The 25556-nt window shown below is 49.3% G+C and carries 27 protein-coding genes; 9 read left to right on the forward strand and 18 right to left on the reverse strand.

The window, feature by feature from the left end:
* Nucleotides 1–35: 35 nt before the first annotated feature.
* Together tnpA and BFC17_RS21050 are read right to left on the reverse strand one after the other, a co-directional pair.
* The gene (gene tnpA / locus BFC17_RS21045; RefSeq protein ID WP_070174559.1) at nt 36–464 is read right to left on the reverse strand and encodes an IS200/IS605 family transposase; all 429 of its coding nucleotides are present in this window, start codon (nt 462–464) and stop codon (nt 36–38) included.
* 130 nt (nt 465–594) lie between these two features.
* Complete coding sequence (locus BFC17_RS21050) at nt 595–1626, reverse strand: hypothetical protein (RefSeq protein WP_070178500.1); 1032 nt, start codon at nt 1624–1626, stop codon at nt 595–597.
* A 437-nt stretch (nt 1627–2063) separates the two neighbouring features.
* Between BFC17_RS21050 and BFC17_RS21055 the strand changes: the two genes are divergently transcribed.
* Nucleotides 2064–2375 carry an alpha/beta hydrolase family protein gene (locus BFC17_RS21055; protein ID WP_070178501.1) on the forward strand — a complete coding sequence of 104 codons (312 nt, stop codon included), beginning with the start codon at nt 2064–2066 and terminating at the stop codon, nt 2373–2375.
* Between the two features lie 44 nt (nt 2376–2419).
* Here BFC17_RS21055 and BFC17_RS21060 read toward each other — a convergent pair whose 3' ends face one another.
* The gene (locus BFC17_RS21060; RefSeq protein WP_070178502.1) at nt 2420–4039 is read right to left on the reverse strand and encodes an NAD(P)/FAD-dependent oxidoreductase; all 1620 of its coding nucleotides are present in this window, start codon (nt 4037–4039) and stop codon (nt 2420–2422) included.
* Nucleotides 4040–4197: 158 nt separating this feature from the next.
* On the opposite strand from BFC17_RS21060, the gene fdxA reads away from it, so the two are divergent.
* Nucleotides 4198–4521: a ferredoxin FdxA gene (gene fdxA, locus BFC17_RS21065; protein ID WP_070178503.1), complete on the forward strand. Its 324-nt coding sequence runs from the start codon at nt 4198–4200 to the stop codon at nt 4519–4521.
* Between the two features lie 9 nt (nt 4522–4530).
* Here the strand turns inward: fdxA and rlmE are convergent, their stop codons facing one another.
* Nucleotides 4531–5151: a 23S rRNA (uridine(2552)-2'-O)-methyltransferase RlmE gene (gene rlmE, locus BFC17_RS21070; RefSeq protein WP_070178504.1), complete on the reverse strand. Its 621-nt coding sequence runs from the start codon at nt 5149–5151 to the stop codon at nt 4531–4533.
* Nucleotides 5152–5326: 175 nt separating this feature from the next.
* Here rlmE and BFC17_RS21075 point away from each other — a divergent pair, with 175 nt between their 5' ends.
* Nucleotides 5327–6067 carry a TrmH family RNA methyltransferase gene (locus BFC17_RS21075; RefSeq protein ID WP_070178505.1) on the forward strand — a complete coding sequence of 247 codons (741 nt, stop codon included), beginning with the start codon at nt 5327–5329 and terminating at the stop codon, nt 6065–6067.
* Nucleotides 6068–6077: 10 nt separating this feature from the next.
* On the opposite strand, the gene ylqF is transcribed toward BFC17_RS21075, so the two are convergent.
* The 9 genes from ylqF to rutA form a co-directional block, all read right to left on the reverse strand.
* A complete protein-coding gene (gene ylqF, locus BFC17_RS21080) occupies nt 6078–7082 on the reverse strand; it encodes a ribosome biogenesis GTPase YlqF (protein ID WP_070178506.1) in 1005 nt (334 codons plus the stop codon).
* Nucleotides 7083–7147: 65 nt separating this feature from the next.
* Nucleotides 7148–8641, reverse strand: a complete 1494-nt coding sequence (locus tag BFC17_RS21085) for an NCS1 family nucleobase:cation symporter-1 (RefSeq protein WP_070178507.1) — start codon at nt 8639–8641, stop codon at nt 7148–7150.
* A 27-nt stretch (nt 8642–8668) separates the two neighbouring features.
* Nucleotides 8669–10159 carry a CoA-acylating methylmalonate-semialdehyde dehydrogenase gene (locus BFC17_RS21090; protein ID WP_070178508.1) on the reverse strand — a complete coding sequence of 497 codons (1491 nt, stop codon included), beginning with the start codon at nt 10157–10159 and terminating at the stop codon, nt 8669–8671.
* A gap of 19 nt (nt 10160–10178) precedes the next feature.
* The gene (locus tag BFC17_RS21095) at nt 10179–10730 is read right to left on the reverse strand and encodes a flavin reductase (protein WP_229681117.1); all 552 of its coding nucleotides are present in this window, start codon (nt 10728–10730) and stop codon (nt 10179–10181) included.
* A 50-nt stretch (nt 10731–10780) separates the two neighbouring features.
* Nucleotides 10781–11371 (reverse strand): malonic semialdehyde reductase, encoded by a 591-nt coding sequence (locus tag BFC17_RS21100; RefSeq protein ID WP_070178509.1) that lies wholly within the window; start codon nt 11369–11371, stop codon nt 10781–10783.
* Nucleotide 11372: 1 nt separating this feature from the next.
* A complete protein-coding gene (gene rutD, locus BFC17_RS21105) occupies nt 11373–12161 on the reverse strand; it encodes a pyrimidine utilization protein D (protein WP_070178510.1) in 789 nt (262 codons plus the stop codon).
* Nucleotides 12162–12164: 3 nt separating this feature from the next.
* On the reverse strand, nt 12165–12554 hold the full coding sequence (gene rutC, locus BFC17_RS21110) for a pyrimidine utilization protein C (protein WP_070178511.1): 390 nt from the start codon (nt 12552–12554) through the stop codon (nt 12165–12167).
* A gap of 32 nt (nt 12555–12586) precedes the next feature.
* The gene (gene rutB / locus BFC17_RS21115; RefSeq protein WP_070178512.1) at nt 12587–13324 is read right to left on the reverse strand and encodes a pyrimidine utilization protein B; all 738 of its coding nucleotides are present in this window, start codon (nt 13322–13324) and stop codon (nt 12587–12589) included.
* A complete protein-coding gene (rutA, locus tag BFC17_RS21120; RefSeq protein ID WP_070178513.1) occupies nt 13324–14412 on the reverse strand; it encodes a pyrimidine utilization protein A in 1089 nt (362 codons plus the stop codon). Before rutA ends, rutB begins: the two co-directional genes overlap by 1 nt.
* 272 nt (nt 14413–14684) lie before the next feature.
* On the opposite strand from rutA, the gene rutR reads away from it, so the two are divergent.
* Nucleotides 14685–15368 carry an HTH-type transcriptional regulator RutR gene (gene rutR / locus BFC17_RS21125; protein ID WP_070178514.1) on the forward strand — a complete coding sequence of 228 codons (684 nt, stop codon included), beginning with the start codon at nt 14685–14687 and terminating at the stop codon, nt 15366–15368.
* 4 nt (nt 15369–15372) lie between these two features.
* Here rutR and BFC17_RS22680 read toward each other — a convergent pair whose 3' ends face one another.
* The 3 genes from BFC17_RS22680 to BFC17_RS21135 form a co-directional block, all read right to left on the reverse strand.
* Entirely contained in the window at nt 15373–15546 is a 174-nt protein-coding gene (locus BFC17_RS22680; RefSeq protein WP_175439612.1) for a hypothetical protein, read from the reverse strand.
* A gap of 186 nt (nt 15547–15732) precedes the next feature.
* Nucleotides 15733–17415, reverse strand: coding sequence for a glycoside hydrolase family 13 protein (locus BFC17_RS21130; protein WP_070178515.1), 1683 nt, complete (start codon nt 17413–17415; stop codon nt 15733–15735).
* Nucleotides 17412–18743, reverse strand: a complete 1332-nt coding sequence (locus BFC17_RS21135) for an MFS transporter (RefSeq protein ID WP_070178516.1) — start codon at nt 18741–18743, stop codon at nt 17412–17414. Before BFC17_RS21135 ends, BFC17_RS21130 begins: the two co-directional genes overlap by 4 nt.
* Before the next feature lie 262 nt (nt 18744–19005).
* Between BFC17_RS21135 and BFC17_RS21140 the strand changes: the two genes are divergently transcribed.
* Nucleotides 19006–20223 (forward strand): MFS transporter, encoded by a 1218-nt coding sequence (locus BFC17_RS21140; RefSeq protein ID WP_070178517.1) that lies wholly within the window; start codon nt 19006–19008, stop codon nt 20221–20223.
* A gap of 51 nt (nt 20224–20274) precedes the next feature.
* Here BFC17_RS21140 and luxS read toward each other — a convergent pair whose 3' ends face one another.
* Nucleotides 20275–20781, reverse strand: a complete 507-nt coding sequence (luxS, locus tag BFC17_RS21145) for an S-ribosylhomocysteine lyase (RefSeq protein WP_070178518.1) — start codon at nt 20779–20781, stop codon at nt 20275–20277.
* 162 nt (nt 20782–20943) lie between these two features.
* On the opposite strand from luxS, the gene BFC17_RS21150 reads away from it, so the two are divergent.
* Complete coding sequence (locus BFC17_RS21150; protein WP_070178519.1) at nt 20944–21411, forward strand: CreA family protein; 468 nt, start codon at nt 20944–20946, stop codon at nt 21409–21411.
* 446 nt (nt 21412–21857) lie between these two features.
* Here BFC17_RS21150 and BFC17_RS21155 read toward each other — a convergent pair whose 3' ends face one another.
* Nucleotides 21858–23177, reverse strand: coding sequence for a mechanosensitive ion channel family protein (locus tag BFC17_RS21155; RefSeq protein WP_070178520.1), 1320 nt, complete (start codon nt 23175–23177; stop codon nt 21858–21860).
* A 239-nt stretch (nt 23178–23416) separates the two neighbouring features.
* Between BFC17_RS21155 and BFC17_RS21160 the strand changes: the two genes are divergently transcribed.
* The 3 genes from BFC17_RS21160 to BFC17_RS21170 all read left to right on the forward strand — a co-directional run bounded on the left by BFC17_RS21160 (nt 23417) and on the right by BFC17_RS21170 (nt 25556).
* Nucleotides 23417–23782: a DUF2255 family protein gene (locus tag BFC17_RS21160; protein ID WP_070178521.1), complete on the forward strand. Its 366-nt coding sequence runs from the start codon at nt 23417–23419 to the stop codon at nt 23780–23782.
* Nucleotides 23783–23982: 200 nt separating this feature from the next.
* On the forward strand, nt 23983–24510 hold the full coding sequence (locus BFC17_RS21165) for an RNA polymerase sigma factor (RefSeq protein ID WP_083271886.1): 528 nt from the start codon (nt 23983–23985) through the stop codon (nt 24508–24510).
* Entirely contained in the window at nt 24510–25556 is a 1047-nt protein-coding gene (locus tag BFC17_RS21170; RefSeq protein WP_070178522.1) for a FecR family protein, read from the forward strand. Before BFC17_RS21165 ends, BFC17_RS21170 begins: the two co-directional genes overlap by 1 nt.

Consider the following 25556-nt stretch of genomic DNA (forward strand, 5'->3'; position numbering starts at 1 on the left):
ATAGATTCCCCCGGGCATGCCCGGGGTTCTTTCTGTTACAGCTCCATTCGGAGCTGATCTGAATCCTTCCGACCTTGATGCTCAACGTAGTTCCGTATTGTGTGCTCGTCTAAGCCTACGCTGCTTACAAAGTAACCCGGCGACCAAACAATATTTTCATTCCAATAGACCTTTCCTAGCCATTTGAATGTCTTTCTCATGTTTGACGCTGACTGGGCTTTGAGTTTACCCATCACTTCTGCTATCGAGTATTTCGGTGGAATGACCATCAACATGTGCATATGGTCATTATCAAAGCCCATTCGCTCTATCGTTACGCCGGGCATACTTCGAAGCAGCTTCGGCAACACTTTGCGCAAATACTCCACGACGAAAGGCTTCAGTATCCGACGCCTGTATTTGGTTACCCAGACGACGTGATATTGAAGTCTATATAGACCATGTGATGAGACTCGAACTTCCATCTTCGTAGCATACAGGCCTCGGACTCATTCATCCACGGGTAAACCCGTGGTGTTCTGTCGCTTCGCGACCGGTCACATAAAGCCCGATCGCTATCGGGCTTAGGTGTTTTTAGGGATTATTTTTTAGGACTTATTTTTCAATGGCCCTGACAGTAAAGGACACATAGCCTAACTCGTAGCCATTGCTATCGTTGTCCTGAAACCTCACATCATACGTACCGGGCTTGGATGGGGCCGACATTTGCAATGTAGACTGATACTTACGGTCGATTTTCTTATAACTGACATCATGACTATCTACCGTTCGCTCATCTACGTGAGGTACATCTGAGGGGACGATAGCAAAGTAGGCCGAATCTTTCACTGTATCGGGTACCGAGTAGGAAATCAGGACGGGTTCGCCAGGAGAATAAAATGCTTTGTCCGCTTTGAACCGGATCTGTTCAAGCCAGGGATCCACAGAAACGGTAAATGTAACACTGGCGACTTCTATTCCGGCAGCGCCTTCCTTGTCATTTAAGCGAAAGTCATACTTACCAGTTTTGTAAGGCGCGGCAAAGGTAAACTCGCCGGATTTTTCCTTACGGGTATATTGGTAAGCTAAATCGTGCTGGTCATTTACACTGGAAGAACCATGCTCTACAGCGCTTGGGATCAAGCCAACCCATCCACGTTCTGTAAAATTCCCTGGCACACCAAAAGAGACAACCACAGGCTCATCAGGATGGTAAATACGCTTATCCGTTTTTAGCTGGCTGTTTTCAATCCAGGACTGGCGGTTAACTTCAAATGTAAGGTAATCGATTTCTTTACCATTGGTGTCTGTGTCATTAAACCGTAGTGTATAAATTCCGTCGTTTTCCGGTGCAGTAAAAAACAAAACATGGTCTTTCTGGTCGCGCACGTAGCGGTATTGCAAATCATGGCTATCGTTAGTTGCTTCATCGCCGTGTGCAATGTCGGCAGGGATGATGCCAATCCACGCATTAGCGGCAATCTCTGGCAAGTTTGCTTTTAGCGTCACAACAATCTGCTCTTGTGGAACATAAACAACCTTGTCAGCAAACATATGGTTGGATTCCACACTGGCATTCACAAGCGTTGAAAAAGAGGCAGCGCTAAACAACAAAAACGTGGAGCATGGTGTGATAATGAGTTTCATTTTTTTACTTCCTTGTTTACTACGAGTCTGATTGATTCATCGCCAGTGTAGAAACAAACCGAACGATTCACCAGTCTTTATTTGTTTTAATTTCATAAAGATAAATAGCAACCGATACGATCTCTTCCGGTTATTTGCGGTTTGAATCCTCCCCTGAAATTTACTCCAAATTCCAGCACGCTCAGCTTTAACCTATATCAATATTTATTAAAATAAAAAACAATACCCTTCACGGTACTGCGCTTATGGTCGCTATAATTGCTGCCACGAGGGAAATTTACCTTTTATATCTCTCTGCTATCAACGAGTGAGATCATCGGTTAAGACCTGCCCGCTGAATTTTTCGGAGCTTATATGAACAAGAAGATGCTGCTTGTCCCCCTTCTGATTATTATTGCCGTGGCTGCTGTTGCAGGCTGGGATTTTCAGCCGGTGCAATGACTACTCTGGCAGCCTCTGTCGCCAATACTGACAACCGTCCGGCCTTTCTGGGCTATATTTACGGCCCTATGGACACTATGGAAGTCCCAGCCAATGCGCCACCACTTTTTACCGCGATAGCAATGGACAACGGGCTATTCAGTACTAATGGCTTTGGTATTGTGGAGGCGTGGAAAAATCAGGCGATACCCGTAGAGTTGCATGCTTACGAAAAAGGCGAGCATGGCTTTGCAACAGGCCGAAAAGGCACTACCTCGGTAGGCTTACTTGAGCAGTTTACCCTTTGGCTACACACCAAAGGCATGTAGCTACAAGGGTTTCAGCTGCCCGGCTCTAAAGCGATAACCATGCATCAGGCCTGGTTATCAAAAGCCATGGCTAAGGCTTCGGCTACGCGGATCCCGTCAATCCCGGCTGACCAGATACCACCGGCATAACCCGCCCCTTCTCCCGCCGGATAGAGCCCTTTAACATTGATGCTTTGATAATCTTTACCGCGCTTAATACAAACCGGCGACGAAGTTCGGGTTTCTACGCCAGTAAGCGTACCATCCGCTTTGGCAAACCCTTTAATCTGACGATCAAACGCGGGAATCGCCTCGCGAATAGCTTCGCTTACATAATCAGGCACGACTTTACTCAGGTCTGTCAGGGTAACGCCCGGGGTATAAGACGGTGTGACTTCGCCCAGTTCATGGCTGGGTTTACCGGCAAGAAAATCGCCAATCAACTGACCCGGTGCATTATAGTTTTCACCCCCGGCCTGATAGGCCATTTCTTCCAGACGACGTTGTAATTCGATGCCTGCCAGCGGATGCCCCGGATAATCCTGTTCAGGCGTAATACCTACCACAATAGCGCTGTTAGCATTGCGCTCATGACGGGAATACTGACTCATGCCATTGGTTACTACCCGGCCTGGTTCTGATGCTGCGGCCACCACGGTCCCGCCGGGGCACATACAGAAACTGTATACCGTGCGCCCATTTTTGCAGTGGTGAACTAATTTGTAATCCGCCGCACCAAGAATAGGATTGCCCGCGTTATCGCCAAACCGGCACTGGTCAATCATGCTCTGTTCGTGCTCGATGCGAAAACCGATGGAAAAGGGTTTTGCTTCGATGTAGACGCCTTGATCGTAGAGACTCTGGAAAGTATCACGGGCGCTGTGCCCCAATGCCAGAATAACCTGCTTACAGGCCAGATATTCACCGTCCGATAAATACAGTCCCTTTAGGGTAAATTCGCCGTTTTCACCTTCCAGGTCGAGCTTTTCGACCCGGGTAGAAAAGCGAATTTCGCCACCAAGGTCGATAATCTGCTGGCGCATTTTTTCAACCATACTGACCAGTTTAAAGGTGCCGATGTGCGGCTTGCTGACATACAGAATTTCTTCTGGAGCACCGGCGGCAACAAACTCATGCAGCACTTTACGCCCGTAGTGCTTGCGATCTTTTACCTGACTGTAAAGCTTGCCGTCAGAAAAGGTCCCGGCTCCGCCTTCACCAAACTGTACGTTGGATTCGGGGTTAAGGGGCTGCTTCCGCCAGAAGCCGAAGGTATCCTTAGTGCGTTCACGTACCGCTTTACCCCGTTCCAGCACAATAGGTTTATAACCCATCTGGGCCAGTATCAACGCTGCAAATATACCGCAAGGACCAAGGCCCACCACTACCGGGCGATGATTTAAGTTTTCCGGAGCCTGGGCTACAAACTTATAAGTCATGTCCGGCGTTAACCTAACCTGTGTATCTTTAGCAAACTTCTCAAGCAGTTCATCCTGCCCGTTCACCTCGACATCAACCGTGTAAATTAACTGTATATCCCGTTTATTGCGGGCATCGTAACCACGCTTAAACACACTAATATCAAGCAACTGTTCAGCCGGAACACCAAGCTTTTGTAAAATAGCCTGGGGAAGCGCTGAATCATCATGGTCAAGAGGGAGTTTTATATCAGTTAAACGAAGCATAAGTGAGGATCCTGATTGGCTGGACAGCCTGTCTGTCAAAGCGGCGTATAGTGTAATGCAGTTGCTTTAAATCCGGTAGTTATTCACCGGTATTTGTCTTTTGATCGGGCGTCATAACCCTTATAATCCGACTAATTTCATTCAATGCCGGGCTAACCATGACCTTTGTAGTAACTGACAACTGCGTAAAATGTAAATATACCGACTGTGTGGCAGTCTGTCCGGTAGATGCATTTTTTGAGGGGCCAAACTTTCTGGCTATTGATCCCGCGCTGTGTATTGATTGCGCGTTATGTGTGCCAGAGTGTCCGGCTGAGGCCATATTTCAGGACACGCAGTTAACCGAAGAGCAACAGCCTTATCTGGCGATTAATGCCGAACTGTGCCAGCAGTGGCCCAATATTACCGAAGTGATTGCGCCACCAGAAGATGCTGACAGCTGGAACGGCGTACCCGATAAACTGCCGTTGCTGGAACGCTAAGGGCAGGTATCAGCCCTTAAATCCGGTCGCCACCAGATAAACTTCCCGTGAACGGGGGCGTGATGCAGCAGGTTTTCTTACAATAACCTTGTTAAATGACGAGCGCACGTCTTTGACATACTCTTCGTAGCCGACGCCCTGGAACACCTTCGCGCAAAAGCTTCCGCCCGGTTGCAGTACGTTACGCGCCATATCCAGCGCCAGTTCTACCAGATACATCGACGCATACTGATCAGTGGTATTAACACCACTCATGTTAGGGGCCATATCTGAAATCACCACATCGACGCGATCATCCCCCAGCACCGCTAAAATTTGGTTGTACACCGCCTCATCGGTAAAGTCGCCCTGAATAAAATCAACACCAATGATGCTGTCCATGGGCAGAATATCCGAGGCAATCACCCGACCACGTTCACCCACCACCGGCGCAACGATCTGCGACCAGCCCCCCGGCGCCGAGCCCAAATCCATCACCACACTGCCTGCGCGAAACAGTTTGTCCTTTTCGTTAATTTCGATCAGCTTATAGCTGGCCCGCGAACGGTAACCGTCAGACTGCGCCTTTTTCACGTAAGGATCGTTGACGTGTTCTTCCATCCATTTTTTGCTGGTTTTCGAGCGGGCCATATCTACTCTTATGTTGCTGGTTCAAAATCGGCGTCCATTGTAATCCGGCGCGCCATATTTGCAAATCTGAGCCGCTAACAAACTTCACGGCTCACCTGACTTCGTGGCATTTACAAGCTACAATGCGCATCTGATTAGCACTTATAGCCCCTTAAATTCCGGAACCGCCTGCACCATGAAATTAGATGACGTAAAAAAACTGCATCAAAAAAAATACCGATCGCAGTTTGGCTTTTATTTAGTGGAAGGCGAACATCTTATCCAGGAATTACAACGCTCACCGCTAATGCATCAGGCCATCACGGTTTACGTTACCGATGCATGGCAGGCCCGGGGTATTGAGCTGGACAAGCGCTTTGAGGTTATCACGGTGTCGGAACGGCAAATGGCCTTGCTGAGTGACACCAAAACCCCACAAGGAGTGATTGCCAAAGTGCCGATACCCGCCGCGACGATAGACCAGCCTGCCGACTCACCGGTGCGCAGCATCTACCTGCATGAAGTGCAGGACCCCGGGAATCTGGGGACTATTTTGCGCTCGCTAGCCTGGTTTAACGGCTTCCGCCTGTTACTAAGCCCAAACAGCGTCGACCCATTTAACTCTAAAGCAGTGCGCGCCAGCATGGGGGCAATTTTTCATTTACCCATTGAACTCGATGTCTCACTAGCGCAACTGGAAGCGCGCTATGACCGATTTGCCTATCTGGATTTAAATGGCAACAGCATTACTGACAGCGCTTTTGCAGCCTATCCCTGCTATTTGTTTGGCAATGAGGCCCGCGGCGTGCCCATTGAGGCGTTGAAAAACACCAATGCGGATGCTTTTACCATTAACGGTAGCGGCAATATCGAATCGCTGAACCTGGCCAGCGCAGTGGGAATTTGCGCCTATCAGCTATCGCTGGCCAGTTTGTAAAACTGAGCCTTTAGCGGCGACGCTGCTTCATGCGGCGGCTTTGTTCCTGACGTTTCTCTTCGCGTTTTTCCTTGCGATCGACTTTATCCGGGGTAAGCGAACCTTCTTTAAATTTCTGTTTACGTTTAGCTTTATCGGCCGCTTTTTTAGCGGCAGCCTCTGCCATCTCGATTTTTTCCTGCTCGATCATTTCCGGCGTTTCTAAGGTAATGCGACCTAATTTGCCGGACTGCAATTCATTAAGCAGAATTTCGCAGATTTTATGCAGGTTAACTCTGCCACCAGCCATTTTAGCCCCGCGGGTTTTCGCCGCGGCTTCTAAAAACTCCAGCTCAGTATCCGGCAGCTCATCCAGCTTAAAGCGCGCTTTCATGGCTTCGGGGTAAGCTTTTATAAGGTAATCTGCGGCATAAAAGCCCACATCGTCGTATTCCATGGCGGTATTCTTTACCGCACCGGATGAAGCCAACCGGTAAATCGAATTGGGGTTTTCCAGCTTAGGCCACAATACACCTGGCGTATCGAACAGCACTACGCCGCCGCCCAGATTAATGCGCTGTTGAGATTTCGTCACTGCCGGTTCATTACCGGTTTTAGCGATAACCCGTTCAGCCAGAATATTGATCAGCGTTGATTTCCCCACATTAGGAATACCCGTAATCATGGCATTAATGGACTTCACCGAGGCATGCTTTTGCGCACAAATCGTCTGAATCATCTTAATAATTTGTTTGCTGTTTGCCGGGTTGTCAGTAGTGGTAGTAATCGTTTTTACACCGCGCTCACTTTCCAGATAAGCCTGCCACCGCTCGGTGAGTTCGGGGTCTGCCAAATCAAACTTATTGAGGATTTTAAGAACCGGCTTGTCACCTCTGATCTTTGCGATTTCCGGGTTTTCGCTGGAATAAGGAATACGTGCATCAAGCACTTCAATCAGAATATCAATCTGACTGATCGACTCTTTTATTTCTTTGAGGGCTTTGTGCATATGCCCCGGAAACCACTGTAAGGCCACGGAAACCGTCCTGTAAAAACTGAAACAGGCGCAAGTTTACTTTATTTGGCCGCCGAATGGGATGTTTACAGTTTTAATGCATCAGCGTTAGTGTGTTCGACACGGCGCAGCAAAGTCATTAACAGCAAATAAACACCTGCAGCCACCAACAATCCCACAAACCATGCATAGGCATAAAGCGTGTTAAATATTGCCGGCACATCGCTTATTGCCCCAACCGCCACCAGAAATCCAGGTAGGTTCGGCAAAATGCCTACTATCAATGCTGCAATGCCAGCCACATTCCAGCGCTGGCTCTGCCCCGTTTTATCCTGATGCTGAAAGAGCGTGGCCACATCAAGCTGGCATTTTCTTAGCAGAAAATAATCGGAGATTAATATCCCGGCAATCGGCCCCAACAAGGCAGAGTAACCTAACAGCCAGGTAAACAAATAGCCGCCTGCGGTTTCTAATAATTTCCACGGGAAAATCGCAATACCGATACCTGCCGTAATATAACCGCCCTGCTTAAAACTGATGTACTGCGGCCTGAGATTAGAAAAGCCATAGGCTGGCGCTACCAGATTAGCGGCAAGATTGGTGGTGAGCGTTGCCAGGGCAAGCGCCGCAAGGGCCAGCACTATGCCTACGCCGCCCATTTTGCCGGCCAATACTACCGGATCCCAAATCGCTTCACCGTAGATAGTTACTGTTGACGAGGTTACCGCTACGCCAATAAAGGCAAACAAAGCCATGGGTAGCGGCAAGCCAATGGCCTGCCCCAGCATCTGGTCTTTTTGCGATTGAGCAAAGCGGGTGAAGTCCGGAATGTTTAACGCCATGGTCGCCCAAAAGCCCACCATAGCCGTAAGCCCGGCGACAAAGACAGAGAAAAACTGCCCGGCTTTTTCGCCTCCTGCCGCAAACTGAGAAGGAGCAGAGAGCATTTCCCCCCAACCACCCGCCTGCACATAAGCCCAGGCCAGGAGTGCTAACCCCATCGCAATTAAAAACGGGGCGGCGTAGGTTTCCAGCCCTTTAATTGACTCAGTCCCGAATTTAATAAATACCAGATGAAGCAGCCAGAATGCCACAAAGCACAGGGTTTGAATGATATCAATGCCCAGCAGCGGCAGCGCTGCTGAAGCGATGTCGTCGCCGATAAAAGAACGCAGTATCACATAAATCGCCGAGCCGCCTACCCAGGTTTGAATGCCAAACCAGCCACAGGCCACCAGCCCTCTGGCAAGTGCCGGAATTCGCGCTCCTACCGTACCAAAAGACGAGCGCAGTAAAACCGGAAAGGGCACGCCGTATTTGGCCCCGGCATGGCCAATTAACAGCATGGGCAGCAACACAATCACATTACCCAGCAGCACCGTTATTACTGCCTGCCACCAGTTCATGCCTTCCGATACAAGGCCGGCTGCCAGCATATAGGTAGGTACGCAAACCACCATGGCAATCCACAGCGAGGCATAATGGGTCCAGCGCCAGGTGCGCTGTTCGGCTGTGGTTGGCGCTAAGTCCTCATTCCATAAGTCAACATCAAAGGTGGCAGGTTTATTGGTGTCCGACATAGCCGCTCTCCCGGTGTGTAGGTTTAGTTAACTTGGAAACGAAAAACTCACGCCTTCGCGTACACCGCTTGATGGCCAGCGCTGCGTAATGGTTTTGCGTTTGGTGTAAAACCGCACCCCATCGGGGCCGTAGGCATGCAAATCGCCAAATAACGAACGCTTCCAGCCACCAAAGCTGTGATAGGCAACCGGAACTGGCAAGGGGACGTTTATTCCTACCATACCCACTTCAATATGATCAGAAAAGTACCTAGCCGCCTCGCCATCCCGGGTAAAAATACAGGTACCATTCCCATATTCATGAGCATTAATGAGCGCCATGGCCGCTTGCATACTCTCCACCCGCAGCACCTGTAGCACGGGGCCAAATATTTCTTCTTTGTAGCTGTCCATATCAGGGGTAACCCGGTCGATTAATGTGGCGCCCACGTAAAAGCCTTGTTCGTGATCAGCAACGCTGGTACCGCGACCATCCACCACAATAGCGGCTCCTTGTTGCCCGGCGTGGGTAATATGGCCTTCTACTTTGTTTTGATGCGCTTTGCTGATCAGCGGCCCAAAGTCATTCTCAGGATTATCAAAGGCACCAACCTTAAGATCCAGCATGGCGGTTTGCAGTTTGTCCACCAGTTGATCGGCTATCTTATCGCCAACGGCAACAACCACGGATAAGGCCATACAGCGCTCGCCGGATGAACCAAAAGCCGCCCCCAACAGCTGATTAACGGCGTTATCCACATCGGCATCCGGCATCACAATGGCGTGATTTTTCGCACCGCCTAACGCCTGGCAACGCTTACCATTCTGGTTCGCGGTGGCATAGATGTATTCAGCAACAGGCGTAGAACCCACAAAGCTCACAGCATTAATTCGTTCATCACATAACAGCGTATCCACTGCGACTTTATCGCCGTTGACCACGTTGAATACACCATCGGGCAAGCCGGCTTGTTTAAGCAAACTGGCCAGATAAATGGCACAACTGGGGGCTCGTTCTGAAGGTTTTAATATAAAGGTATTGCCGCAGGCGATAGCCAGCGGAAACATCCATAGCGGCACCATGGCCGGAAAGTTAAATGGCGTGATACCCGCCACTACCCCTAGCGGTTGAAATTCACTCCAGGCATCTATGCCCGGCCCGACGTTTTTGCTGTGCTCGCCCTTTAGCAATTGTGGTGCGCCGCAGGCGTATTCCACATTTTCGATACCGCGCTGCAATTCACCGGCCGCGTCGTGGGCAATTTTGCCATGCTCCTGCCCGATTAATTCGATAATGGTGTCGGCGTGTTCTTCCAGTAAAGCCTTAAAACGAAACATCACCTGTGCCCGCTTGTTTACCGGCGTATTGCGCCAGGCTGAAAATGCGCTTTGGGCGACGGTGATGGCATCTTTTACGGTAAATTCACTGGCCAGTAACACCTGTTTCTCAGCTTGTCCTGTGGAAGGATTAAATACGTCTTGTAAACGCCCTTCCGGTATACAGGTTTCGCCATTAATAAAATGGCCAACCACCTTCATCGTGTTCCCATTGTTCATATTATTCGCTGGTTCCTGCTAAAGTGGCTCCCGCTACCTGATAGTAACCACGCTGGTGATACAACAGCGCGCCTGCGTTGGGTTGCTGTTTAATGGCAACCACCTGACAAAAAATTACGTCATGCGTGGCCACACTTTTCATTTCGCTAATGACGCAATCAAAGGTAACCGCGGCATCTGCCAGCACCGGCGCGCCGGTGGTTAATGTTTGCCAGTCTCCCTGACTAAACCGGTCAGCCATAGGCGCTTTGCCACCAAAGAGATTGGATAAACCATCCTGGCCATCTCGCAGCGTGTTGATAGCCAGTACATCAGCCTGCTTAAATACCTTATGCACCGACGCACTGCGGTTTAAACATACCAGCAGCGTTGCCGGATTATCGCTGACACTGCATACTGCGGTAGCCGTAAAACCAGCGTAACCCTCGGGGCCAACGGTAGTCACAATATTGACCGCCCCGGCAAGGCCTGCCATCCCCTCACGAAATGCTTCAGGGGATACACAACTGGCACTGTTTTGGCTAGCGCTTTGCTCCATTGCCAATGAACTCATAAAATTGTCCTTGTTATTGGTTTATTAGGTGATTGCACTGATTTACCCACTTACATGACATAACAGGCTTTTTCGAAACTAAGGCGTGGCAGGCGTTTATGCACTTTCTCACCATCGCCGTAGCCGATATTGACCAGGAAATTCACCCTCCAGGTGGTGTCGGCAAAAAAGGTTTCGTTTAATAACTCTGGGTTAAAGCCCGACATTGCACCGGTATCCAGTCCTAATGCTCTGGCGGCATACATCAGGTATCCGCCTTGTAAGCTACTGTTACGCATGGCGGTTTCATAGGCTGCCTCAGGGCTTGAGGTAAACCAGCTTTTCGCATCCGCATAGGGGAACAACGTGGGTAATTCCTCATAAAACTCGGCATCGTAAGCCACGATCACGGTACAGGGCGCACTCATGGTCTGGCCAACATTACCGCTGGAAAGGCAGGGTTTGAGTTTTGCCTTCCCTTCCTCCGAGCTCACAAATACAAAACGCGCAGGGCAACAGTTAGCCGACGTCGGGCCTAATTTGGTCAGTTCATAAAGCTGTTTTATCAGTGTGTCGGGAATAGCTTTGTCAAGCCAGGTAGTATGGGTGTGCGCCTCGGTAAAAAGCTGGGCTAAGGCATCGTCAGATAAGGGTTTGGTCATATTAATGCTTCCGTGTCGCTTGATTCAGGTAGTCCAGTAAAATGGTGTTTATCTTGTCGGGCGTGGTCACCGTTGAAGCATGACCACCATAATCACAAAGATGAAGCTGGCCATGTGGCAGTCCGTCTGCCAACACTTTTGATTGTTGCCATGGCACCAGCGCATCATCCTTATTGGCCAGCACCAGAATTGGCGTATTAATTTCTGGTAACTGCGCCTGCATATCAAACATGCTCAGTGCACTGATGCGTGCAAGCAGATTGGTTTTGTCCGGAAAGTGCGCTTCATGCCGCGCTTCTTCCTGCTCCAGTAAGTCGGCATGTTCTGCAATATAGTCAGGCGGGTACAGCAGCAGTGACTGCATTTTCAGAAAGACAGATGCCTCGCAGTTAGCCAGAATTGACTTACGAATGGCAAAGCAACGCAGCGTATGCGGATTAGCGCTGGCCCAGGCATTAATCAGTATCAGGCTATCGAACAGGGATGGCTTAACATAAGCCATACGTAAACCCACCAGCCCGCCAAGCGCATGGCCGATAAAGTGGCAGCGCGAAACCGCCAAACTCACCAGCAGGCTGAGTAACTCTTCTGCCATTTGCGCAATAGTGTAATCGTCCGGTAAAGGCGCGGGGCTGCGCCCGGTGCCTTTATGGTCGTAGAGCAAAACGCGATAGTCAGCGCTCAGCGCCTTAAGCTGCGGCGACCAGAACTGCGCCGCGCCGCCAAGACCAGAGCTGCAGACCACTACGGGGGCATTGGGGTTGGCACTGCCATGCCATTCAAAATACATGGGCTAACCTATGTGCGCGACGCTGGCTATTTCAATCAGGGCTTCGGGTTTAACCAGGCTGACCTTAATGCAATATCGCGCTGGCTTTTCACCGGGAAAGTACTCGGCGTACACTTTATTCACCGCGGCATAATTATCCCAGTCGGTAATGAAAATGGAGTTAAAGGTCACGTCGTCCATGGTGCCGCCCGCTTCTTCCACCACGCTTTTAATAGTTTCCAGTACATGGCGGGTTTGCGCTTCGGCGTCGCCCACATGCACCACATCGTTGTTTTCATCGAACGGCAGCGTACCGGAAACGTAGAGCACATCAGCGCCAACACCTACCGTGCCGGGCACAAACGGAGCGATAGGCACGCTGGTGCCGGCTGGAATGATTGCTTTTTTACCCATTATAAATTTCCTTATTGTTGTGGTGATATCCGCTAGGACGGAAACAATTCACAGAATTCGTTAACGCTGGATACCCAGCCAAAAAAGGTTTCGATATTAAACAGCGATGCCTGCTGAATTTCCGGCGGGCCGGCCTGATGGGTAGCATCAGCCAGTACCACGCCAAAATATTCCAGAAAGAAGCCATCGCGCAGCGTCGACTCCACGCAAACATTGGTAGCAATGCCGGTAAACACCAGATTACGAATACCGCGGCTGCGCAACATGCTGTCGAGGTTGGTGTTGTAAAAGCCGCCGTAGCGGGTTTTGGGGATAACGATGTCGCCCGGCTGAGGTTTAAGCTCGTCCACCAAATCATAGTCCCAGGTGCCTTTGGCCAGCATGGTGCCCATTAACTCGGGCTCCTTGCGCATGGTTTTAAGGGCGTTGGATTTATACCAGTTGGGTGAACCCGGGCCGCCGGCTTCTTTATATTCGCTGTCCCAACCGTTCTGGAAAAACACCACGGGCATCCCGGCTTTACGCGCGCTGCTCAGTACTTTTAAGGTGTTGGCGATAACCGGGCCGGTAGTGGACACATCAAACCCGGCCTTATCCAGATAGCCTTCTTTGCTGGAGTAAGCGTTTTGTAAATCCACCACAATGACTGCGGTTTTGCTTGGATCTAACGCCAGGGGTTCTGGCCTGGCCGGTAATACCGGCGTCTGGCTGTCAACAGGGGCAACAGATTGAAAGTAACCCGAGACTGCAAAGGTTTCTTTAGCTACCATTATGCTGCTCCTGCTGCCGAGACAACATGCTCGCGGGATTTCATCAATGGTTGAATTTTGGTGCCAAAGTCATCCATACCTTTTAAGAAGTCATCAAAGGTAAGTAACACACCGCCACAGCCTGGTACGGTGGCAATCTCATCTAACATGGCGGCAACCGAGGCATAAGAGCCCACCAGCGTACCCATATTCAGGTTAACCGCCGATGTCGGATTGGTCATATCACGCACGTTGGTGTCTTTACCGGAGGTTTTATCCGCCGCGCCCTGCTCGGTCATCCAGTCGAGCGCGGTCTGATCCTTGCCGTCTTTATACAGCTGCCATTTGGCCATGGCTTTGTCGTCGGTTTCATCGGCAATAACCATGATGAGCACAGCAGAATCAACCTTGCGACCGGCTTGATCAGCCGCCTCAATTAAGCGTTCAGCGGTAGGCGCGAACGCGGTTGGGGTATTCACGCCTTTACCAAAGCAGAAGTTATAGTCGGCATGTTTGGCACTGAATGCCATACCAGCGGCACTTTGACCTGCGCAGATAATCGGAATATCCCGCGATGGCTTGGGCAACATACGGCAATCATCCATTTGGAAATGCTCACCTTTAAAATCACTCTGGCCGGTTTCCCACAGTTCTTTAACTACCGTGATGTATTCTTCAAGGTATTCATAGCGGTTACCAAAGAACTGATCGCCCGGCCACATACCCATTTGTGAATACTCTGGCCGTTGCCAGCCGGTAACCAGGTTTACTCCGAAACGGCCATTGGAAATAGAATCAATGGTAGTGGCCATGCGCGCCATAATGGCAGGCGGCAACACCAGCGTAGGGGCTGTGGCATACAGCTGAATTTTCGACGTCACTGCGGCAAGTCCGGCCATCAGGGTAAATGATTCAAGGTTGTAATCCCAAAACTCCGTTTCACCGCCGAAGCCTCGCAGCTTTATCATAGAGAGCGCAAAATCCAGGCCGTAGCTTTCTGCTTTCAGCACGATTTCTTTGTTTAAGTCGAAGCTGGGTTTGTACTGTGGTGAGGTTTTTGAAATCAGCCAGCCATTGTTACCAATTGGAATAAAAACACCAATATCCATGTTACTTCTCCCTATTTTGTCAGGTTGCAAACCGGGTGTATTGACGCAATGTTGCTCAGCCCAGCTTTAACGTTGGTTACAATTCACTCAGGCATAAAGTGAGCCAACATTTATTTATCAACAATTTCAATAGGTTAAAAAATAAGCCATTTTCAAATCGGACTAACTGGTCTAATTTGGAGCGAGAAAATTGACTGAATTGAACTCAACTGGTGCAATATTCACCAGAGTGCAGGGATTGGGTAACACAACATTAACGGGAACTAATCGCCATGAATTCGCCAGCAGAAAGTAAGCCCAGGGCCGCCGCCAAAACACCGCGAGTATTTAGCCCGGCTACGCGGAAAAAACGCGAAAAGGCACTGCAGGATAAACGCGACCGGGTAATGTCAGCGGCAATTACTTTATTTTCCCAACACGGCGTTAACGGCACCAGCGTTGAGCAAATCGCCAAATTGGCAAAGGTGTCAAAAACCAATTTGCTTTACTATTTTGCCAGTAAGGAGCAGCTTTACCTGGATGTCATCAACCACCTGCTGCAAGTTTGGTTAACCCCATTGCATGCTTTTTCAGAAGAAAAGAATGCCATCGCGACCCTGACTCACTACATCGAATACAAACTCACTTTGTCGCGGGATAAACCGGCCGAGTCCAAGTTGTTCTGTATGGAAGTTGTTCAGGGCGCACCACTGTTGCTGAACGAGCTGGAGTCTCCGCTCTGTCAGCTGGTAGAGAATAAGGTGCAGGTGATCAAAGCCTGGGTTGCTCAGGGCCAGCTTAACGAGACTGACCCCTATCACCTGCTATTCAGCATTTGGGCTGTTACCCAGCATTACGCCGATTTCAGCGTCCAGGTTAAGGCAGTAACGGGTAAAGATCTTAACGATACCGATTTTTTTAAGCAGACGCTGGCCAGTATCACACAAATACTCCTTGGTCATATCACCCCCGCATAAGCTGCTAGCTGGTGGCGCTGTGCTTAACCTTGAAAACGCCATATTTCAGCTGTAATACAGCAATGATCAGACCGGCCGTCAACAACAGACCACTGGTAAGATCCCAGGGATATGACCTCACTGCATAAATAATTTGCAGGGTGATAAAAATCACCAAAAAGACGAGCTGCTTGCGCATTATTTCCTCTCGGGCAAAACCTGAATATAACCCGGGAACGATTGTGGCAAACCTGAACTGACGACCAGTAAACGGCGGGGCCAGGGCAAATTAATCCAGTTATACCGGTAATTTTATGGCATGCCGGTCAACCTATGGACCGGCATGCACCAATAGCCTGATGCCACTGAGGATGTTGCTTTACGTCTATTTAATCTGCAACACCACTGCTTGCCAGGGCTGAAGCTGATATCCGCAGGCTGTCGACTCAAGCGCTGCATAGTTATTAATAAGTACCTCGCCGCTGATCAAAGCGTCATTCAGAACCACTTCCTGACGCTCACTGGAATAGTTGAGCAACACCAGTATCACATTATCGTCCAGCTTACGGGTATACGCATAAATATGCTTGTCATCCGGCAATAGCAGCTCGTAGGCACCATATACCAGGGTTAAATGCTCCTTGCGTAAACGGGTAAGTTTGCGGAAGTAATTTAATGGCGAGTCCGGATCGTTTTGCTGGGCCGCCACGTTTATTTCCGGGTAGTTGCTGGTGACTTTGAGCCAGGGTTTACCGGTGGTAAAGCCAGCATTAGCGGTATTATCCCACTGGATTGGCGTGCGGGCATTATCCCGGCCACTAAGCTTGTGCGATTCTAACAACGCCTCGGCATCGCCGCCTTCGGCTTTGGTTAAGTTATACCAGTTGATGGTCATCAAATCGTCGTAGTCATCAATGCTGTCAAACTTCGCGTTGGTCATGCCAATCTCATCGCCCATGTAGTAATAGGGCGTGCCGCGCATGGTCAGCAAAAAGGTGCTTAACAACTTGGATGACTGGACCCGATATTCCGGGCTATCATCGCCAAACCAGGTCACCTGGCGCGGAAAATCATGGTTGGTATGCCATTGTGTTCCCCAGCCTTTTTCGTCGAAGGTAGTAGCCCATGCACTCATGATTTGTTTGTATTTCACCAGATTCTGAAAGTCCTGGTTCACAATCTTGCGCGGATCAACGCCCAGCTCAACATGCTCAAAGTGATAGTTCATGTTGAGCTCCTGGCGGTCTTCATCCACCAGGTCATGAATATTATTCAGGTTGGTGCCCGGCCCTTCGGCCACGGTCATGATGTCATAGTGTTGCAGTACCTCGCGGTTCATCTCTTGCAGGAACTGGTGTAAGCGTGGCCCCTGAGCGTAAACATCAATCATCTTGTCGCCGTGCACGCCATGAAATACCGGATAATCGTCATGCTTAGAAATAAACGTGATGACATCCATGCGGAAACCGTCGATACCCTTTTTAAACCAGAAGTGCATCATGTCGAAAATTTCTGCGCGCAATTTGGGGTTTTCCCAGTTCAGGTCTGGCTGGGTTTTATCAAAATAATGCAGATAGTAAGCATCGGTTTGCTCATCATAGGCCCAGGCACTGCCCTCTTCATCAAAGAATGACCAACGCTCTGGCGGCGTGCCTTTTTCTGCCGGCCACCAGTGATAGTAATCGCGATAAGGATTGTCCCGTGACGAACGAGCCTGCTTAAACCACTCATGCTCGCTGCTGGAGTGATTCACCACCAGATCCATAACTACTTTAATGCCACGTTCATGAAACCCCGCCAGCAGTTCCTCAAAATCCGACATGGAGCCAAATTCATCCATTATGTCGCGATAATCAGAGATATCGTAGCCATTGTCGTTATTGGGCGACTTGTAAACCGGATTTAACCAGACGATATCAACGCCCAGAGAGGCAATGTAATCAAGGCGCTGAATAATGCCCTGCAAATCACCGATTCCATCACCATTGGAGTCCTGGAAACTGCGAGGATAGATTTGATAAACCACCCCTTCTTTCCACCACTGACGATTCATCTCTGTTAATTTCATGCTTGCTTCTCCTGATTAGCCAGGTGATCAGGTTTGGTGTTAATCCGCAGGGCTAAACCCGCCCCTACCACAAATAGAATACCTGTCAGCGCCAGCGCATTTCTGGGGTCACTGCCAAGCAATGAGTCATAGAAATACCCCACTGACAGCATTTCCATAATCTGTGGTAAACAAATCATGGCATTCAGCAGTCCCATATACACGCCAACCCTTGCTGCTGGCGTCACATCAGCCGCAATAATAAAGGGCACGGTGATCACCGCCGACCAGCCAATCCCAACCAGCGCCATACAAACAAAGGTAGTGTAAAGGTCGGTGGTCAGCTGCATAGACAAATAGCCCACACCACCAATCAATAAGAACAGCGCATAGGTTTTGGCATCACCGATTCTGGTCACCACTTTGGCGATAAACAGGGCCATGATTAAGGTGGTCACGTTCATAACAGTGAAGGCCATACCCACCTGTGCGGTACCTTCAGCAAATCCGGGGCTATCGGGCGTAGGGGCATCGTATACATGGCGGGCTATCGACAGCGCCAGGTACTGCCACATCATAGGTAAACCAAACCAGGTGGCCAGTTTTACCCACCAGGCGGCGCGCAGTGACTTTGGCATATCGCGGATAGCATCCCACAGTTCAGTAAACACATGGGAAAGACTTTTGTGCTCCCGTTTGGCATGAAACGCTGCCAAATCTTCCGGTGGGTACTCTTCCGTTCGGGCAAACGACCACAGGGCAGAAAGCAGGATCACTACCACACCAATGGCAAAGGAATACTTAACAATTTCAGGGATCGCTTTACCGTCCGTTTCTGCCGATACGCCAGCGGCTATCATAATTAACGGCATTAATCCGGCCAGAATTTGCCCGGCAGCGATCATGAATGACTGAAGAGCATAGCCAAAGGGACGCTGCTGATGATTCAATTTGTCACCCACCAGTGCGCGGTAGGGTTCCATCGCTGTGTTCATGGCGGCATCAAGGATCCAGAACAATCCTACCACCATCCATAATTCCGGCACATAAGGCATAAACATCACCGCCAGCGAGCCTACCAGCGCCCCCATCAAAAAGAAGGGTTTTCGCCGACCAAAGCGGGTCCATGTACCATCGCTTATTGCCCCGATTAGCGGCTGAATTAATAACCCGGTTACCGGACCGGCTAACCAGAGAATGGGTAATTCGTGTTCTGCAGCGCCATGATAGCGGAATATCGGGCTTAAATTCGCTTGCTGTAAGCCAAAGCCATACTGAATACCGAAAAAGCCGAAACACATGTTCCAGATTTGCCAGAAACTAAGCTGGGGTTTTAGTGAGTCTTTCATTTATGCAACTCTTATTCTTGGTAATACCGGTTTACTTAACGCCAAAGCGCCAATTCACACCGCACACATAAAAACAACATTTAATTAACCTTTAATCAATCTTAAACGATTAAGATGATTTGGCAACCCTTGCTACCGATATTTTTAAATTCCTTGCTGATTGCTTTTTAATGAATAGCAACGCCCTTCACCGAAGTGTCATGCGCAAGGCATATGCTGAGTGTTTATTTATTCGCGGTTAACTAAGCCCCAGGTCAAGATAATGCACGCTGAATTGCCCACTCATCGTTTTTACGTGATAGTGCTGACATTTATTTTACTGTCTGTACTCGGGCAGATTTCAACCAGTATTTACACGCCTTTCTTTGCGGACCTTGCCGACGGGTTCAACACGTCACTGCGAATTATAGAAAAGAGCGTAGCGACCTTTCTGCTCGCCTTTTCTATTTCTCAGCTACTTTCAGGTATGGGCTGTGATTACCTTAAAAAACACACCTTTTTAGTTGTTGGCTTATTGGTTTTTATCGTTGGTTCACTGCTGGCTGCAACGGCTCAGACGGAGTCGCAGTTTCTGCTCGGACGCATCGTGCAGGGCCTTGGCGGCGGTGTGGGCGTATCGGTAACCCGGGCGCTGTCGACGCAGCTGTTTAGTGAGCAACAGCTGACGATTTCTCTTTCCCTGACTAACGTGGCCTTTGGTATCGCCCCTGCGGTATCACCCGTAATAGGAACGGTTATCGGGCACTATTTTGGCCTTTCGGCCCTGTTCTATTTTGTCGCTTTGCTGGCGTTTTTAACTCTGTTGCTATTAATTTTCAGTCTGTTTACGGTAAGACAGGTGGCGCCGACACAGCAAAACGTGTTTGGCGAAACACTGGGGCTTATCAGGTCCGTGTTCAACAAAATCTTGCTGGTTGGCGTCGCCAGTGGTTTGCTTTACGGCATCGTTTTTTGCTTTGTTACTGTGGCGCCGGCCATCATTCTTGGTCAACACCAGCAGAGCAAAACGGTTTTTTCGGTGTATTCGCTGTTAGCTACAGCCTGCTTTGTCGCGGGGAGCCTGGTTAATATCCGTCTGGTGGCAAGTTCTGTCATCAGCAAGTTTAGCGTCAGCTGTCTGCTGATTTTTATGCTCTCTGCCCTGCAGTTTATTACCATTGGCTATTTTAACGTTACTACTCTGCCACTGTTGCTGTGCTTTAGCTATGTGATGTTTTTTGTTATCGGTGTCGCCATGCCGTGCAGTGTCAGTATTATGTTAGGGTTTTCGAAAACCTCAGCCGGTTTTCTGGCCGCGCTGGTAGGCTTTTTTCATTTAACCGGCGCATCATTGGGGGCTTATCTGGTTGCCGAGCAGACTAATGACCCAACACAATCATTTGCTTTGGTAACTGGTTTACTGGGGGTGGGTAGTCTGATAGCGAGCCGCCTGATGGGCTCAAAGCATGAAGAGCAAAAAACGGATAATGGTGGAAGATAAAAGTCAGATAAGGGCTGCCTTCATCAAAACACAGCCCCTGTCTCGTTTAGCTTATTGTTCTAAGAACTCATCACTCAGATAGAGCTCTTCATTGCTGTTAATACCGACCTTACGATTCAGTACGTTCTGGGCAATTTCCTGAGCTTCTTGCAGCGAGTGCATTTTGTAAGTACCACACTGGTATTCGTTAAGCTCTGGAATGTCAGACTCGGACTGCACCTTCAGTACGTCGTTCATTGCTGCCACCCAGGCAGCAGCCACGCGCTCTTCTTCCGGAGTACCAATCAGGCTCATGTAAAAACCGGTTCGACAGCCCATTGGCGAAATATCAATAATTTCTACGTCTGCCGCATTCAGGTGATCGCGCATAAAGCCGGCAAATAAATGCTCCAGTGTGTGGATGCCTTTTTCTGACAACGCTTCCTGATTTGGAACGGTAAAGCGCAGGTCATAAACCGTAATCGGATCGCCCTTTGGCGTATTCATTTTTTTTGCAATACGCACTGCTGGCGCCTGCATACGAGTGTGATCAACACGGAAGCTGTCGAGTAATGGCATAAAGGATCCCTAGATTGCTAACCATAACGAGCGGTTAAGTACGCGCGTTATAATAAATAAGTTTAATCACACTATTGTACATCAAGTATCGGGGATAAACATACCGCAGCGTTGCGCAAGGGTGTACCCTGTAAACAATTGAGCACCTGATTAAGGAATCTTATGAATAAGTACTTATTGATAGTGACGAGTGTACTGGCGCTGAGCGGCTGTGACCGCAATGAAGTCGGCGACGTCTCGTTAGGGTTATTTACCACCAAGGACATCAAAATTGACATGTTCAGCGACCCGCTGATCCCCGGCGTCACCTGCCATGTAGCAAGTATCGAAGCGGATCTAAGTCTGGCCGATCCTTCAGACAGTTCTATTGCCTGTCGTCAAACGGGCGATATCACAGCCGCCATGATAGCCGCCATTGATAAATCCAAATCGGGTGATGTGGTATTTAAAAAGTCAAAAAGCGTATTATTCAAAAACATGAAAATCCGCCGTATCTTTGATCCGCAGAATCAGACCCTGATGTATCTGGCTTATTCCACCAAGGAAACCTCCGGCAGTTTCAAGCATAGTTTATCCACGGTGCCCCTTTGGGGCACGGCGGCCTACCAGGCCCCCGTTAAAACTAACTAGTAAAGAATCCACCTTATAAAGAAGGTGGCTTTGCGTTCCCCCCCTAAAAGGGGCTCTATCTCAATCGAAGAAAGGACAATATTTGTGCCCTTCTTCAGTGCTGTCGTCGTCGCTGGCATACATAACAAACCAGAAGAATCATCATGGATGAGGATTCAGTCGATGCGGCACAGGGATGTGCCGTCATTGACGGTCTGGTTTGTTCTGCCAGGGACGATGACGCTTTTCACTGATAAGGGCTGCGGGGAGTCCAGAGTGGTTCACAGTCACCGGGTCGCACCACACCCTCTGGTCGGTGTCGGCGACTCCGACAACAATCTATATACATCCCACTTTGCTAGCTTACATGTACGGGCAAAGCCCTACCATGAATGATAACCACATACAGGAGTAGGTGGTTTAGGGCTGAAAACAAAAAAGGGGCGTAAACCCCTTGCCGCATAAAGCTATGGCGTAGTATTACGCAATGAAATGGCTTCTTCGTTGATCACCCGTACCTCCCGTTGTGGGAACGGAATCTCAATATTGTGCTCCCGCAGGGTTTCAAAAACGATCAACAATAAATCGCCGCCAACGCGGTTTTTACCGTCATCGATTCCTTCCATCCAAAACTCGACAAACATGTTAACGCCCGAGTCACCAAAGCTGTCTATTTCACAATCCGGACGCTCCTCAAAAGGAATGTCCGGCCCGCTGATCACCTGCGGATGCTCACTGACTGCCTCTTTTAGTATTTCGACCATGGCGCGAATATCGGTTTTGTAAGCCACCGAAAAATCGATGCGATAACGCTGCTTTGGATCCTTATGGGTCCAGTTAATCAGCAGTGAACTGATAAACTTTTCATTGGGCACCAGAATGTCTTTACCATCATAGGTTTCCAGTACGGCGTAGCGCATTTTAAATTCGCGCACAAAGCCTTTGCTGCCGTCATCAAGCTCTACAAAATCGCCAACGGTTAAAGAACGGTCCAACAGGATGATGATGCCTGAAATGAAGTTAGAGGCAATGGACTGTAATCCCAGACCAAGCCCCACACCCAGAGCACCACCAAATACCGCCAGCGCAGTAAGATTGATGCCCATAATATTCAGCAGAAGCAGGAATATCACACAGAATAAAACCACTTCAAACAGCTTGGAGAACACCTCTTTGGTGGTGACATCCAGCTTTTCGTGATTACGAATAATATCCTTACCCATTACACTGGAGGCTCGTCCCAGCCAAAACAGCAGGATGCCAAATATAGTTACTCTTGCCACGCCATAAGCCGACACACTGACATTACCAATGTTGATAGATATGGCTTCCAATGCATCTATAACGGCGGGTAGCACGTCTATCATATGCAGAAAGACAATGGGCAAACCCACCCAGCGTAAAAAATTAGCGATTCCCTTACTTTCGACAAAAGCACGGATAAATGAATTAAGGAAAATCATGATGGCCACTACGACGGCCACTTCCAGCAACCAGGCATCAAGCTGATACTGTTTACCCAGCACCGAAGTCAGCTTAAGCAGCGTAATGGTAAAAATAGGAAATAAGGTACCGCCCAACCGGTACATTTTGAGCTTGATAACGTGCGCGCCTTCTGCTGGCGCTTCTCTGGTCCAGCTAAATTGCTTGCGTAAACTGGACGAAACCAGCCATGCCAGCACGTAAATAGAGAGAATAGCAATGACCTGATAAATGAAGGTCGGGCTTAATACCGCTTGCTTAGCCGCTAGAAATGCACTTTCAAACTGGGCGATAAAGGCGTCCATAATTTACCTTATAAAGGGATAGTTTCGGGGCAGTTGTATCGCTAATCCCACCCAAGGTAAAGAAATAATTTCTAAAATATTATTAATAATTATCTATAACGCAATCGACAATTCGGCTAGTTTATAGTCTGGCTTCGCTCCATTCATCTTTGATTTACGGCTTACCATCGTCAGTCACCTTGATAGGTTTTAACAACACCCGCAAATATGGTTAGTAAACAAGATAAAGGAGCTTACTTATGTGGGATAAAACGACGCTGGACACTATTGTTGAGGCCGATGATTTGAAGGTGGCCCCTTTTCGCGCCGATGGCAAGACAACTGGCACGCCAACCTGGATTTGGTGTGTGCAGGTAGAAGGAAACCTTTATGTGCGAGCATACAGTGGCACCAGCTCAAGATGGTATCAGTCGGCCTTGCAACAAAAGGCGGGTCAGATCCATGCCGCGGGCAATGTTTACGATGTTAATTTTGCACCGGCCCCAGAAGACATGAATGACAGCATTGATAACGCTTATCGCACTAAATATGCCGGCAGCAGTTATCTCTCGCCGATGGTAAGTGAGCGGGCCAGATTAGCCACCGTTTGCATAACGCCCGTTTAACTGACTGAATCTGCTACCCGTTAGCGGATTGCTGGTAGTGAGCCGCTTTCTTGTAATACATCTTCTGGTCAGCCATATCCAGCCGTAGCGCGAAGGTTTTCAGCTTAGACGCCATCGCAAATGCCGTTTTCGCATTGCCATAGTAGTGTCACAATTACAGGTTATCTTGCCGCCTTTGTCATAAAAACGAACCGGTTGTAATGCAATCCAGTGTGAACATTAACTGGCAGGGATTAAGTACTGCAGATTCAGAACAATTAAAGGCATCGCTGAAAGCCTTTATTCATGGTCTGACCCACGATGCAGCGCAGGCCGATGATATCTATCAGGAAACCTTACTGCGTACCGGTAAAAGCGCACGCTTTACCGAGCTGGAAAGCCCGCTGGCCTATATGATTACGGTGGCCAAATCGGTGCTGTATGATTTTCAGCGCAAGCGCACACCCAATGCCGTAGAGGTCGAACTTATCGATCTTGAAGCCGCTAATGACGGCCCCGAGCACGCCCATCAGCAGCAACAAAAACTCCGCTGTATTGCCGCGATTATTGAGTCGATGTCACCACAGCGCCGGCAGGTCTTTTTATTACGCCGGGTAGAAGGTCTGAGTCGCGATGACATTGCCGTTCAGCTTGGACTAAGTGTGGAAGCGGTTAAAAAACATTTAACCCGCGCCATGACCGAACTCACCCTCAAACTGGAAGAAGCAGGCTGGACGCCGGACAATTAATGTCCCCGTTTTCGACAAATTCTATTCTACTTATTATGGCCTCACTCACACACACAACCATGACCGAGTCGCAACGATTAGAACAAGCCGCCGACTGGCTGGATCGCATTGATGAGTTTAACGAACAGGATAAACAGGCATTTGCCTGCTGGTTAAACGATAACGACAATCGCGAGGCGTTTAATCGTATGGCCAAAGCCCTTGGTCAGCCCGAAATACAAATGGCCGCCCGCCAACTCCACCAGCAAGAAATTCAGGCGCAAACCAACGTAGTGAGTTTGCGAAAATCAGTGTGGCTCAAAGCCACCCTGGCTACCGCTGCTACGCTGGCAATGTTTGCAATTTTACCCTCCTTAACTGACAGCCTTAACAATTCCTCGCCTGTGGCCCAGCCAGTGCCAACCCAGGCGGCAAGCTGGCACAATCAGCAGGCACACTTTGGCACCGCCATTGGCGAGAACCGTTCGGCTAATCTGGTTGATGGCTCGATTGTCTATCTGAACGGCGACAGTACGCTGGAGGTCAACCACAACGAGGCTTTACGCGAAGTCAGTCTCACCTCAGGTCAGGCTTATTTCGATGTTGCTCACGAACCCCAACGCCCCTTTATCGTGGAGCTGGGTAACGCCAGCGTAAGGGTTGTGGGTACGGCGTTTGACATTGATCGTCTGGCAGATAAAACCGAGATCCGCGTTTATGAAGGCATTGTCAGCGTAAGGGCGGGTAAAACCCTGATGCTGCACAAAGGTGAAGGTGCAGTATTACAGGCCGGCCACTGGCAACGCACCTTTAAGCTCGACGATGCCGCCTTACCGCAGTGGCGTACCGGCTGGTTAGAGGTAAACAATCAGGCGCTAATGGAGCTGGTGATGCGCCTCAACCGACATATCCGAAAACCGATTCGGATAAATGGCGATGCCACCTTACCCGTATCAGGCCGCTTTAATCTTAAAGCGCCTGAGCAGGCTCTACAGTTACTCAATGCCATGGACGATTTAACGCTGACCGAGATGGACGACTATTATCAGCTCTCTGTAACTTTATAA

The organism is Marisediminitalea lipolytica (assembly GCF_001758465.1).
Taxonomy (GTDB): domain Bacteria; phylum Pseudomonadota; class Gammaproteobacteria; order Enterobacterales; family Alteromonadaceae; genus Alteromonas; species Alteromonas lipolytica.